This is a genomic window from Vibrio sp., assembly GCF_050299255.1.
Lineage (GTDB): Bacteria > Pseudomonadota > Gammaproteobacteria > Enterobacterales > Vibrionaceae > Vibrio.
Genome location: NZ_JBNKVP010000089.1, coordinates 1 through 12543 on the forward strand (window position 1 = coordinate 1; position 12543 = coordinate 12543).

The 12543-nt window shown below is 49.1% G+C and carries 14 protein-coding genes; 2 read left to right on the top strand and 12 right to left on the bottom strand.

Annotated features, from left to right (window positions below; translation table 11 throughout):
* Positions 1-448 precede the first annotated feature (448 nt).
* Positions 449-1909, top strand: a complete 1461-nt coding sequence (locus tag ACQY6F_RS16475; protein ID WP_428775969.1) for a sodium-dependent transporter — start codon at positions 449-451, stop codon at positions 1907-1909.
* Position 1910: 1 nt separating this feature from the next.
* The gene (locus ACQY6F_RS16480; protein WP_428775970.1) at positions 1911-2003 is read left to right on the top strand and encodes a MetS family NSS transporter small subunit; all 93 of its coding nucleotides are present in this window, start codon (positions 1911-1913) and stop codon (positions 2001-2003) included.
* Between the two features lie 84 nt (positions 2004-2087).
* On the opposite strand, the gene ACQY6F_RS16485 is transcribed toward ACQY6F_RS16480, so the two are convergent.
* From ACQY6F_RS16485 to ACQY6F_RS16540, 12 genes are all read right to left on the bottom strand, one after another.
* The gene (locus ACQY6F_RS16485; RefSeq protein ID WP_428775971.1) at positions 2088-2492 is read right to left on the bottom strand and encodes a hypothetical protein; all 405 of its coding nucleotides are present in this window, start codon (positions 2490-2492) and stop codon (positions 2088-2090) included.
* Positions 2493-2718: 226 nt separating this feature from the next.
* Positions 2719-4152, bottom strand: a complete 1434-nt coding sequence (gene ptsG / locus ACQY6F_RS16490) for a PTS glucose transporter subunit IIBC (protein ID WP_428775973.1) — start codon at positions 4150-4152, stop codon at positions 2719-2721.
* A gap of 446 nt (positions 4153-4598) precedes the next feature.
* Positions 4599-5366 (bottom strand): TatD family hydrolase, encoded by a 768-nt coding sequence (locus ACQY6F_RS16495; protein ID WP_428775974.1) that lies wholly within the window; start codon positions 5364-5366, stop codon positions 4599-4601.
* On the bottom strand, positions 5357-6322 hold the full coding sequence (holB, locus tag ACQY6F_RS16500; RefSeq protein ID WP_428775975.1) for a DNA polymerase III subunit delta': 966 nt from the start codon (positions 6320-6322) through the stop codon (positions 5357-5359). The genes ACQY6F_RS16495 and holB overlap by 10 nt, the downstream gene beginning before the upstream one ends.
* Entirely contained in the window at positions 6319-6957 is a 639-nt protein-coding gene (tmk, locus tag ACQY6F_RS16505) for a dTMP kinase (protein WP_428775977.1), read from the bottom strand. Before tmk ends, holB begins: the two co-directional genes overlap by 4 nt.
* Positions 6957-7970: an endolytic transglycosylase MltG gene (gene mltG / locus ACQY6F_RS16510; protein ID WP_428775978.1), complete on the bottom strand. Its 1014-nt coding sequence runs from the start codon at positions 7968-7970 to the stop codon at positions 6957-6959. The genes tmk and mltG overlap by 1 nt, the downstream gene beginning before the upstream one ends.
* Entirely contained in the window at positions 7967-8770 is an 804-nt protein-coding gene (gene pabC / locus ACQY6F_RS16515) for an aminodeoxychorismate lyase (protein ID WP_428775980.1), read from the bottom strand. The genes mltG and pabC overlap by 4 nt, the downstream gene beginning before the upstream one ends.
* Before the next feature lie 88 nt (positions 8771-8858).
* A complete protein-coding gene (gene fabF, locus ACQY6F_RS16520; protein ID WP_428775982.1) occupies positions 8859-10100 on the bottom strand; it encodes a beta-ketoacyl-ACP synthase II in 1242 nt (413 codons plus the stop codon).
* A gap of 90 nt (positions 10101-10190) precedes the next feature.
* On the bottom strand, positions 10191-10424 hold the full coding sequence (gene acpP, locus ACQY6F_RS16525; protein WP_004406112.1) for an acyl carrier protein: 234 nt from the start codon (positions 10422-10424) through the stop codon (positions 10191-10193).
* A gap of 233 nt (positions 10425-10657) precedes the next feature.
* Positions 10658-11392, bottom strand: a complete 735-nt coding sequence (fabG, locus tag ACQY6F_RS16530; protein ID WP_428775985.1) for a 3-oxoacyl-ACP reductase FabG — start codon at positions 11390-11392, stop codon at positions 10658-10660.
* 28 nt (positions 11393-11420) lie between these two features.
* Complete coding sequence (gene fabD / locus ACQY6F_RS16535) at positions 11421-12344, bottom strand: ACP S-malonyltransferase (RefSeq protein WP_428775984.1); 924 nt, start codon at positions 12342-12344, stop codon at positions 11421-11423.
* A gap of 73 nt (positions 12345-12417) precedes the next feature.
* Positions 12418-12543: 3-oxoacyl-[acyl-carrier-protein] synthase III C-terminal domain-containing protein (locus ACQY6F_RS16540; RefSeq protein ID WP_428775986.1), on the bottom strand; the 126-nt coding region annotated here is incomplete at its 5' end.

Sequence of the window (12543 nt, forward strand, 5' to 3'; positions counted from 1 at the left end):
CGGGGGGATGAACAATTTTCAGTCAGACACTCTAAATAATACATTTAGTCTAAAACACCAAATGAAAAACATCCGTTAACATATAATGCTATAAAATTTAACCATTACCCAATCATAAACCTGCCACACTCAATTTACTTATCATTTATGCCAAACTAGCTCTTCTTGATTAGGTCGGGAATCTATTGCGCTAAATTCGAATAATCGGTAGTCTCTAGGCCATGCGCAGCTGAATATTTCAGATTTCGCAAACACACATCGTACAATTAAGAATATTATTCTGAGTTTTCTACTGGCTAATAAAACTTATAACTACTCTTCTATCTTTTTGCCGATTATAGACACAGTAAACATACACAATAACAGTGAGTGTTTCAGGTAAAGAGACTGGATGACTTTTAGCCTAAGAAAAGCTTCATAACCTCAGGAAGTTAAAAGGAGTTATTAAATGAAGCGAGAACAGTGGGGATCCCGTGCCGGGTTTATCCTGGCAGCAGTCGGATCTGCAATCGGATTGGGTAACATTTGGCGTTTCCCTTATATGGCCTACGAGAATGGCGGTGGCGCATTTTTTATTCCTTACCTTTTTGCCATGATTACCGCCGGTATTCCATTTATGATTATGGAATTCAGCATGGGTCACAAATACCGTGGTTCTGCGCCTAAAACACTGGGTAAAATCCATTCTAAGTTTGAGTGGCTCGGCTGGTTTCAGGTCGGTGTCGCTGCCGTTATCGCCGTTTACTACGTTGCGGTAATCGGATGGGCTATTTCCTATTTTGGCATGTCTTTTACTCAAGAATGGGGCACAGACACCAATGGCTACTTCTTCGGTGAATACCTGCAACTGGGTGACAACTCTCCGACGAATCTGGGCAGTATCCAGTGGAAGATTGCTATCGCAATGCTGATTGCCTGGGGCATCACTTACGCCGCTATCGTCGGTGGGGTAAAAGCGGGCATCGAGCGCGCATCCAAAATTATGATGCCGGTGCTGTTCTTTATGGTAATCCTGCTGATCGGCCGCATGATCTTCCTACCGGGTGCTATTGATGGCGTGAACTACATGTTCGAACCTGACTTCAGTAAGATTTGGGACGTAAAAGTCTGGGCTGCCGCTTATGGCCAGATCTTCTTCACCCTAAGTATCGGTTTTGCCATCATGCTGGCTTACTCAAGCTACCTGCCAGAAAAATCGGACATCACTAACAACGCCTTTATGACAGTGCTGATCAACTGTGGTTTCTCAATTCTGTCGGGTATCATGATCTTCTCCGTGTTGGGTTACATGGCTCAAGAGCAAGGTAAAGAGCTGACTGACGTAGTTTCGGCCGGTGTTGGCCTGGCATTTGTAACGCTACCAGCGGCAATCAACCTGCTGCCTGCGCCGTATATCCTAGGTCCACTCTTCTTCTTTGCGCTGGTTGTAGCCGGACTGAGCTCGCACATTTCCATCATGGAAGCGGTGACTTCAGCGGTTATCGATAAACTGAACTGGAGCCGTAAGAAAGCAGCCAATATCGTTATCGGTACCGGGCTGGTGATTTCCATGGCATTCGCGACTAACGGTGGCCTGCTGCTGCTGGATCTGGTCGACCATTTCGCCAACAACGTCGGCATCATTGTCGGTGGTCTGGTAGAAATCGTACTGATGGCGTGGCTACTGAATCAGGTGACCGAAGTCCGTAACTATGTTAATGACCTGTCTGATTTCACTATCGGAACCTGGTTCGACGTATGTCTGCGCTTCATAACTCCTGTCATCCTGGCGATCATCCTGGTGACCAAGCTGCATACTCTGCTGACCGAAGGCTACGGCGGTTATGACCTGACCCTGGGCTGGGCTTTGATAGCTGCACTATTTGTAGCTGGCCTGATTATCAACGCGACTAGCCGTAAGGAGGCTTAATATGACCACTGGAGCAATCATTATGATGGTTCTTGGCCTGGGCATTACTTGGGGCGGAGCCGCAATCTGCATCAAGCGCGCAATGGACAAGTAATCCAACCATCTCTATCGATAAGAAAAATGCCGGCGATTTGCCGGCATTTTTGTTTTCTGATTGAGTACTAACTACCTTACGATTTTAAAAGCTGTACTTCACCCCAAGCGCAGCACCCAGTTGCAACTTCGGTCCTCGGTGGAGGTTTAACTCAGGATGTACCTGACCGTACATGTCCCAGCCACGACTGAAGTTCCAGTTCACGCCCAGTGGTACCCGAACGCCAAAATCATCTTTCCATTCTGCCCAGGCACCACCACCGACATACCAGGTAAAAGGCACATTGCCCTGGAACTGACCCCGCTTGGCGATATAGTCGAACGCCATACCTTTGTTACCCAGTGTCAGACGATACTGCTTATCAATTTCCAGCACAGCACTTAGCTGTTGATCCAGTGCCATACCCACTGCAAGCTGTGGATCTCCAGCTGCATTCACTAAGCTAGGGCTTGCCAACAAAACGCAAGCCAGCGGAAATAATTTTTTCATTACACATATCCCATGTTTATTGCTGGATAATTTATAACTAATAATAGTCGCTGTTTTGTCAGAGCTAGGTTATCCGCCCGACAGCAGAGTGCGATAGTTAATCCAGCTAACTCAACTCGGTGAATAGGCAGATGCCAGCTTGAAACTGGATGACAGGCACAAAAAAAGGAGGCCTAAGCCTCCTTTATCGAATGAGATAATCTCTTAAGTGGTTACTTATCCACGATTAGGCGTGGTGACGGATCCACTCATCCATTTCTGTTTTCAGGTTGTCAGACTTAGTACCGAAGATAGCCTGAACACCACCTGCTACAACTACAACACCAGCAGCGCCCAGTTGTTTCAGTTTTTCTTGGTCAACTTTTTCAGTTTCCGCAACCGCTACACGCAGACGGGTAATACATGCGTCAAGACCAGTGATGTTCTCTTTGCCGCCGAATGCGTTAACCAGTTCACCTGCCAAATCTGAGCCAGCAACTTCTGATATGCCATTGTCAGATTCGTCTTCACGACCAGGAGTCTTAAGATCCAGAGCCTTGATTACTGCGCGGAATACTACGTAGTAGATAACTGCGTATACCAGGCCACAACCAACCATCAGCACCATGTTTTGCGCGTTGCCAGATAGTACAGTGAAGTCAATCAGACCGTGAGAGAAAGACGTACCGTGTACGATACCCAGCGTATTAGTTACAACGAATGCAGAGCCAGCCAGCAGAGCATGGATTCCGTACAGTACAGGCGCTACGAACAGGAATGAGAATTCGATTGGCTCAGTAATACCGGTCAGGAATGAAGTCAGTGCAGCAGATAGCATGATACCCATAACTTTGGCGCGGTTCTCTGGCTTAGCAGAGTGTGCAATCGCAATAGCCGCAGCAGGTAGACCAAACATCTTGAACATGTAACCACCCGCTAGCTGACCGAAGCCATTACCAGCAGCACGAGATGCTTCATCAGCAACCAGGTAACAAGTCAGTACACCGTGTTGAATGTCGCCAGCAGCGTTTTGACAAGTGCCCGCTTCGAAGAAGAATGGTACGTTCCACACGTGGTGCAGACCGAATGGGATCAGTGAACGCTCAACGATACCGTAGATACCAAACGCCAGTTGTGGGTTTTGATCTGCAGCCCAGTGAGAGAATGCGCTGATACCAGCACCTACTGGTGGCCATACCACTGACAGCAGGATGGCCAGACCAATCGCCGCGAAACCAGTGATAATTGGCACTGCGCGTTTACCCGCGAAGAAACCCAGGTATTCAGGAAGCTGGATTTTGAAGAAGCGGTTAAATGCCCATGCCGCTACACCACCGACCAGGATACCACCCAGAACACCAGTGTCGATTTTCTCTACACCCATAACACCAGCCATTACGCCCAGTGTTGCCGTCATGATACCGTAACCAACGATTGCAGCCAGACCCGCAACACCGTCGTTATTAGTGAAGCCAAGTGCTACACCAACAGCAAACAACAGCGCCATTTGACCAAAGACTGAACCACCCGCTTGTTCCATTAGGCTTGATACGATGTCTGGAATAAAACTCAGATCCGCCGCACCCACACCAAGCAAAATACCTGCAACCGGAAGTACTGATACTGGTAGCATCAGTGATTTACCGACTTTTTGCAGGTTAGCAAAAAGGTTTTTAAACATGTTTATGCTCCTGATTAACTTATTAGAATTTGTTGAGTCCTAACGGCACACCCCCGTAGCCTATATGTTAGTACTCATAGAAAATGTAACCACTGAAAGCATTATATTTTCCGCCTCTAAATATATATTGATGCCCTTCAAATTTTCTAGCGACTAATGAAATTTAATTTCAAAGTAGGTTATAGATCACAATCCCCCAACTGTCCAAAAGCACAAAATACTGAATATAACCTATTGTTTTATAATTATTTTTATATTTTTATGATTAATTTTATTGGGTAAATAAAATCCACTCGAATGTTATTTTATGTAACAAAATTACAAATATCACTTTTTGAGCTCTCATCTTCAACAGATTTGGTAAACAACCACTAGCGATGTATAAATATTGATCTGAAGCACAAAAAAAAGGAGCTGTTGCTCCTTTTTTATTCTGACTAAATTTTCTAACGCAAAAAAAGATCGTTGAAATTTTGACTGGTTTTTTGGCCAACTTCAGCTAGCGAGATACCTTTTAGCTGTGCAATGTAGGCCGCAACTTCGACCACATAGGCGGGTTGATTCTGTTTTCCCCGATGCGGGACAGGAGCCAGATAAGGTGAATCGGTTTCGATCAACAATCTGTCCAGCGGTAACTGTTTGACGACTTGCTTCAGCTCAGTTGCTTGACGAAAGGTCACAATGCCGGAAATGGAGATATAAAAACCAAGTTCCATCGCCGCTTCTGCAAAGTCGAGATCTTCCGTAAAGCAGTGGATTACCCCACCGCATCGTTCGGCCTGGCCTTCACGTAGAATTGCCAGGGTATCTTCACGTGCCTGACGAGTATGAATGATTAATGGTTTACTGACTTCAACGGCCAAAGCAACCTGTTGCCGGAATCGCTGTTGTTGTAGCTGTGCCGTCTCGGGTTGATAGTGGTAATCGAGTCCGGTTTCACCGATAGCGACGACTTTGTCCTGCCGGGCATAACCACGCAGCGTTTCTAAGCAGAAGTCACTCTCCACATCCAACGGATGTACTCCGCAAGACGCATAGATATTGTCGTACGGCGCTATCATTGCCAGCATGTTCGGGATCGAGTCCAGCGTAACACCAACGGCCAGCATGGACTGAACGTTAACCGCTTTCGCCTTGGCGATGACGTCTTCAATACCGGTATGCAATTGTTCATAATCCAGTTTGTCCAGGTGGCAGTGTGAATCTACAAACATGTTTCCTCTTTAATACTGATAAGCCAGTCGGTGATCAGCAGTTCAGCGTTCAGGCCGCTGTACTGGGTCAACTGGTGCTGTAGCTGGGCCAGTTGTTCACTGGCTTGATAGAGTCGATCGTAATCGAGCATTTCGGCGAGTGATTTAGCCGCCGGTAGCTGGCCGAGCGATGCAATACCAAAATGGCACTTCTGAGCGTCTGCCAGCAATTGCCACAGCCAGCCAAGGCGAATGCCCGGTTCTTTGGCCAGTTGCGCAGCCAAATCCAGCATGACTAAACTATCACCGTTTAAACAGCCGAGTAATTTGCTTTCTATTTCTTGGTAGCTCGCAACTTGTCCCTGCTCAAATAGCTGTTTCGCCAGCACTGGCGCATTATTGGCCAGCGAGACGACATAATCCGGGCAGGCTTTACCGCATTGCTCAGATAACCATTCGATAGCACTTTCTACCATAGGTGGCGCAACATGCCAGTGCTGACAGCGGCTAACGATGGTAGGCAACAACTGACTGGATCGCTCAGCCAGTAAAATGAAAATGCATTGCGCCGGCGGATCTTCCAATGTCTTCAGCAGCGCATTGGCCGCCGACTCTGTCATCATCTGGGCAGGTTGAATAATGATCAGCCGTTTACCCGATAGCTGTGAAGACTCCTGTGCCCAACGATTGCACTGCCTAATCTGGTCTACACTGATGGTTTTACCCTCTTTTTCGGGCTGAACCAGGTGGTAGTCGGGGTGATTATGTGATGCCATCAACTGACAGCTATGGCAGAAACCACAAGCCTGGTCAGACTGGTGGCTGCACATCAGGGCTAAGCTGAATTGCTCGGTTAACTGCTCGACACCTAACCCTGGTTCTGCGGTCAACAGCAGTACATTGGCGACCCGATTTGAAACCAGATTGTCACGCCAGCAGCGCCAGGTTGTCGTTAACCAGGGATACAGTTCACTCATTGGCTCTCCTGCTGCAGCCACGCCGTTAGCGCATCACGGATGTCTGCGGTAACCTGCTCTATCGCCTGACCGGCATCGATGACCAAGACACTATCGTCTTCAGCCGCCAATTGCAGATAGCGAGCGCGGGTCCGTTCAAAGAAACTCAAATCCATTTTCTCGATTCGGTCCAGTTCTCCCCTGCCCCGGGCGCGTTCTAACCCCAGCTTTGGATCAATGTCCAGATACAGGGTCAAATCTGGTTTAAATTCACCCAGTGTGGTCTGTTTGAGCGTCTGCATCGTTTCGAAAGAAATCTGGCGACCGCCTCCCTGATAAGCCTGGGAAGACATGTCATGACGGTCACCGACCACATAAGCCCCATTGGCCAGCGCCGGTTTTATCACCGTTTCAACCAGCTGAACCCGAGCCGCATACATTAGCAACAACTCACTGATATCCTGGAGCGGTTCTTCCGGATGCTCTTCTTTAACCAGGGCGCGCATCTTTTCAGCCAGCGCGGTTCCGCCAGGCTCACGGGTGGTGACTATGTTATCAATGCCAGCCTGATTGAGGGTGTCCAGCACGGTTTTAATCGCGGTACTTTTCCCTGCACCTTCCAGGCCTTCGACCACGATGAATTTTGCTTGTTTCATTACTTGCTTCTTAACTGTTTTAGGTACGCCCGGACGGCACGGTTGTGCTCGGTCAGCGTTTTAGAAAATACATGGCCACCATCGCCACTGGCAACAAAATAGAGATAGCTGCTCTGCTCTGGATTCAGTGCCGCAGCGATTGATGCTTCACCAGGCATCGCGATCGGCGTTGGCGGCAAACCTGATATCACGTAGGTGTTGTATGGCGTTGGCGTGCGCAGGTCTCGTTTACGAATGTTGCCGTCGTATTTATCACCCATGCCGTAGATAACGGTGGGATCAGTTTGCAGACGCATCCGCTTATTCAGCCGGTTGATAAACACCGAAGCGATACGGCGCCTTTCGCCATCAACCGCCGTCTCCTTTTCGATAATGGAGGCCAGAATCAGGGCGTCATAGGGTTCTCCAAGCGGCAGTTTCTGCTGTTTCTGTTGCCACTCCCGGTCGAGAATCTTGCTTAAGTTATTGTGGGCGCGCTGCAGGATTTCCAGATCGGTCGTTCCCGAAGTGTAGTGGTAGGTTTCAGCCAAAAACAGCCCTTCCAGTTTATCCCGGTCGATTGACAGTCGTTTGGCTATCTCGGCTTCACTTTGCCCCGTTATGGTCTGTTTCAGGTGTGGTGCCTCTGCCAGCGACTGTTGCCACTCGCTGAAACGGCTCCCCTCGACAAAGGTAATCGCGAACTGATGCTCTTTACCACTGTTAATCTGCTCTAATGCCTGTTTAAGCGTCATGCCAGGCTGCAATTGATAGCTGCCGGCTTTGAGTTGCGTCAGTTGCGGATAGAGTCGGCTGACCAGACGACTAAAGGGGCTAGAGCCTATCCACTCTTCAGCCATCCACTGAGTCAATAAGCGCTGGAAGCTGGTTCCTGATTTCACCGTCACGATCTGCTCCTGGGCCAGAGTGAGCGGTTGTTGTACAAATTTTTCGGTCTGCTGGCTGATATACCAACCACCTGCAGATGCCAACAGCACCAACAAAGCGAGCAGCCAGATGATCTTTCTAATCACGAGTTGATAAGCTCCTGAAATTTTCGGGTTGTGGTTCCAATCGGAAACCGGGTGTTGTCAATCTGAACGATAGGGGCAACAGTGAGAATTGAATTGGTCATGAAGACTTCCTCTGCCGCCAGTAACGGTTCTAACGGCTGTTGCGCCAGCTGGATAGCGATACCGTTTTGCGCGGCGAGTTCCATTACTAAGCGACGCATAACACCCGCGACACCGGCCGCCTCAAGGTCGGGCGTGTACCAGTTGTCCCCCTGACGCCAAAAAAGGTTCGCCATAGTAGTTTCGACAACCCGGTTTTGGATGTCCAGCACTACGCCGTCTGTGTGGCCGGCGCGGTCCATCTCATCACGCAGTATGACCTGTTCCAGACGATTGTTATGCTTGTGACCGGCGGTGAGTGGATTTAAACCCAGCCTTTGCTGGCAAACCCCCAGTTCAACGCCATCGTGTTGCCATTGCACATAGTGGGCAGGGTAGTCAAAATCGCTGATGGTGATATTGGCTTGGTTAACCTGTGCCGGGCTGTAGCCACGCCCGCCTTCACCACGGCTGATATGCAGCTTCAGACCAGCGAGCGGCTGCGAACCGGCCGCCGCCTGCAGCCATGCATATACCTGTTGCCAGTCTGGCTCTGCAATACCGAGCAGACGTAAACAGGCCTGCATACGCTGTTGATGATACGACCACAGCTGAGGTTCCCCATTACGGGTCAGTATGGTGGTAAAACAGCCGTCACCATATTGAAAAGAGCGGTCAGACAGAGAGACAGAATGAGCCGCTTGTCCGTTCAGCCAAAACATCCAGATTCCTTTTTTACTGCGATAACAGAAAACGGCCTAACGCCGCTAAGCATTAAGCCGTTTTACCATAGTTCGAACGTTTTCTCTTTTAAATCTTTTTAAAGATCAGAGAACCGTTGGTACCGCCGAAGCCAAATGAGTTACATACAGCGTAATCCATTTCCACTTTGCGAGCAGTGTGAGGCACCAGGTCGATATCCAGCCCTTCTTCCTGGTTGTCCAGGTTGATGGTTGGCGGAACGATCTGATCTCGCAGTGAAAGTACTGTGATGATCGCTTCAACTGAACCTGCTGCACCCAGCAAGTGACCCGTCATCGACTTGGTTGAAGAAACCAGTACCTGTTTGGCACCTTCTTCACCCAGGGCACGTTTAATGCCTTTGATTTCCGCAACGTCACCAGCTGGCGTCGACGTGCCGTGAGCATTCACGTAGCCGATTTGTGTGCCAGAGACACCCGCATCGCGCAGGGCCGCTTCCATTGCCAGTGCACCGCCAGAACCGTCTTCACTTGGTGAAGTCATGTGGTAAGCGTCACCGGACATACCAAAGCCGACCAGTTCTGCGTAAATTTTTGCACCGCGAGCTTTAGCGTGTTCGTACTCTTCCAGCACCATGATACCGGCGCCATCACCTAGCACGAATCCGTCACGTTCTTTATCCCAAGGGCGAGACGCTTTGGTTGGTTCGTCGTTACGGGTGGACAGCGCTTTTGCTGCGCCAAAACCTGCCATACCCAGAGGCGTTGATGCTTTTTCAGCACCGCCGGCAACCATGGCTTCTGCATCACCGTATGCGATCATGCGTGCGGCATGACCAATGTTATGTAAACCTGTGGTACATGCAGTAGAAATTGCCAGGTTAGGACCACGCAGGCCTCGCATGATGGATAAGTTACCCGCCACCATGTTGACAATTGTGGATGGCACGAAGAATGGGCTAACTTTACGCGGGCCTTTTTCTACCAGTGCAGTGTGACCGGCTTCGATAAGATCAAGACCACCGATACCAGAACCAATTGCGACCCCGATACGTGGGGCGTTCTGTTCGGTAACCTCTAAACCTGAGTCGTCTAAAGCCTGAATACCGGCTGCGATACCGTACTGGATAAACAAATCCATTTTATGGGCTTCTTTTTTTGACATGTACTCTTCGCAATTGAAGTCTTTAACCAGACCTGCGAAACGAGTTGAGAAATTGGTGGTGTCAAAGTGCTCAATATTCACGATGCCACTTTGACCTGCTAGCAGGGCTTTCCAAGATGATTCTACAGTGTTGCCTACCGGTGACAACATACCCATGCCAGTGACAACAACACGACGCTTGGACACGATTTTTACTCCGGAATTGAAATGGTTCTATCGAGTGGTATAGAAGAGTTAGATAAACACAGGCGGCCAGAAGGCCGCCTGGGAGAGATATTACTGAGCGCTGTTTACGTAGTCGATCGCAGCTTGAACAGTAGTGATCTTCTCAGCTTCTTCGTCTGGAATCTCAGTGTCGAATTCTTCTTCTAGAGCCATTACCAGCTCAACAGTGTCTAGAGAATCAGCACCTAAATCGTCAACGAAAGAAGCTTCATTTTTAACTTCTGCTTCGTCTACACCTAGCTGTTCAACAATGATTTTCTTTACGCGTTCTTCGATGTTGCTCATTTTTCTTTTCCTTTACAGATTTCGCCTAATGCGATGGTTCCGTAGTTTATTAGAACTATTGAAAGTTGCAAGGGGGTCCTTGCTGGTCAAACCACAAATTTAGCGATTTTAACCGAAATTCAGTACATTTTTGACTTAAATCATGCACAAATGTTACGCATGATTGCACCAGTTACATCGTTTTTTAGCGGGTTTTTCAACGTAAAACCGTACCAATCGATACAACTGTAGCATTAAACCATATACATGCCGCCATTTACATGCAAAGTTTCACCAGTTATGTAACCTGCCTCCGGAGATGCGAGGAAAACAACCGCTGATGCGATTTCACGTGGGTCACCCAGACGTCCAGCGGGCACCTGGCTCAATGTTGCCGCACGTTGCTCATCATTCAGAGCTTTAGTCATATCGGTTTCGATGAAACCAGGCGCGACGGTATTGACGGTGACGCCGCGAGAAGCGACTTCACGAGCCATTGACTTGGTAAAACCAATTACACCGGCTTTTGCTGCCGCGTAGTTAGTCTGACCTGCGTTACCCATGGTGCCGACAACAGAGCCAACGTTGATGATACGGCCTGCACGTTTTTTCATCATACCGCGCAATACGGCTTTAGACAGTCGGAAGATAGACGTCAGGTTAGTATCCATGATGTCAGTCCATTCGTCGTCTTTCATGCGCATCAACAGATTGTCGCGCGTAATACCGGCGTTGTTAACCAGGATATCAATGGCACCAAACTCGTCATTGATCGCTTTCAGTACCGATTCGATAGACTCCACATCCGTGACGTTCAGCGCAAAACCTTTACCGTTCTCACCCAGATATTCACTGATCGCAGCAGCACCATTGTCTGTCGTTGCAGTACCAATTACGGTAGCACCACGCTCGACCAGCAGCTCTGCAATCGCACGGCCAATACCACGGCTGGCACCGGTCACTAGGGCAATTTTGCCTTCTAGATTCATCATGTTCGTTTTTCCTTTACTCTGTGAATTACTTTGCAGCGTCTAACGATGCGATATCGTTAACAGCAGCGCCGCTCAGTGTTTTCACGATACGTTTAGTCAGGCCTGTCAGTACTTTGCCTGGGCCCAACTCTAGCAATTTCTCAACGCCTTGCTCGCTCATTAGCTGTACGCTCTCTGTCCAGCGTACCGGGCTGTAAAGCTGACGAACCAGAGCGTCTTTAATTTTGGCAGGATCGGTTTCCGCCACTACATCAACGTTGTTGATAACCGGTAGCTGAGGAGTATTGAATTCGATCTCTGCAAGCGCTACGGCGAGCTTGTCTGCCGCCGGCTTCATCAGTGCACAGTGAGAAGGCACGGAAACAGGCAGTGGGAGCGCACGTTTCGCACCCGCTTCTTTACACAGAGCACCAGCACGCTCTACCGCGTCTTTGCTACCCGCGATCACGACCTGACCTGGCGAGTTGAAGTTGACCGGAGAAACCACGTCACCTTGCGCGGCTTCTTCACACGCTTTGGCAATTGTTTCATCGTCCAGACCGATGATGGCGTACATTGCGCCAGTCCCCGCAGGTACCGCTTCCTGCATTAGACGGCCACGCAGTTCAACCAGTTTGATCGCTTGTTTAAAGTCAATCACACCGGCACATACCAGAGCTGAGTACTCACCTAGGCTGTGACCTGCCAGATTAGCAGGTTGCTCCAGGCCAAGTTCTTGCCATACACGCCAGATAGCAACGGACGATGCAAGTAGTGCTGGCTGAGTGCGGAAAGTCTGGTTCAGATCTTCTGCTGGTCCATCCTGAACCAATGCCCATAGATCATAACCGAGCGCTTCAGACGCTTCCGCAAAGGTTTGTTTCACTACATCATACTGCTCGCCAAGCTCTGCAAGCATACCGACTGCCTGAGAACCTTGACCTGGAAATACGATAGCAAACTTGCTCATTTTGTTTTCCTTAAAACCAAGTAAGAAAGAAAAGATGCCTATCTAGGCATCTTAAATTTAAATCTGCTGAGGTTTAGAACTTAACCAGTGCCGAGCCCCAGGTAAACCCGCCGCCAAATGCTTCAAGCAGCAGAGTTTGGCCACGCTGAATCCGACCATCACGCACCGCTTCATCAAGAGCGGTTGGTACGGTGGCCGC

Coding starts and splice junctions, on each gene's coding strand:
- ACQY6F_RS16495 (WP_428775974.1), bottom strand. CDS start 5,366: ATGTTTGTAGATTCACACTGCCACCTGGACAAACTGGATTATGAACAA.
- tmk (WP_428775977.1), bottom strand. CDS start 6,957: ATGAAACAAGCAAAATTCATCGTGGTCGAAGGCCTGGAAGGTGCAGGG.
- acpP (WP_004406112.1), bottom strand. CDS start 10,424: ATGAGCAACATCGAAGAACGCGTAAAGAAAATCATTGTTGAACAGCTA.
- ACQY6F_RS16475 (WP_428775969.1), top strand. CDS start 449: ATGAAGCGAGAACAGTGGGGATCCCGTGCCGGGTTTATCCTGGCAGCA.
- fabD (WP_428775984.1), bottom strand. CDS start 12,344: ATGAGCAAGTTTGCTATCGTATTTCCAGGTCAAGGTTCTCAGGCAGTC.
- fabG (WP_428775985.1), bottom strand. CDS start 11,392: ATGAATCTAGAAGGCAAAATTGCCCTAGTGACCGGTGCCAGCCGTGGT.
- ptsG (WP_428775973.1), bottom strand. CDS start 4,152: ATGTTTAAAAACCTTTTTGCTAACCTGCAAAAAGTCGGTAAATCACTG.
- holB (WP_428775975.1), bottom strand. CDS start 6,322: ATGAGTGAACTGTATCCCTGGTTAACGACAACCTGGCGCTGCTGGCGT.
- ACQY6F_RS16485 (WP_428775971.1), bottom strand. CDS start 2,492: ATGAAAAAATTATTTCCGCTGGCTTGCGTTTTGTTGGCAAGCCCTAGC.
- ACQY6F_RS16480 (WP_428775970.1), top strand. CDS start 1,911: ATGACCACTGGAGCAATCATTATGATGGTTCTTGGCCTGGGCATTACT.
- pabC (WP_428775980.1), bottom strand. CDS start 8,770: ATGTTTTGGCTGAACGGACAAGCGGCTCATTCTGTCTCTCTGTCTGAC.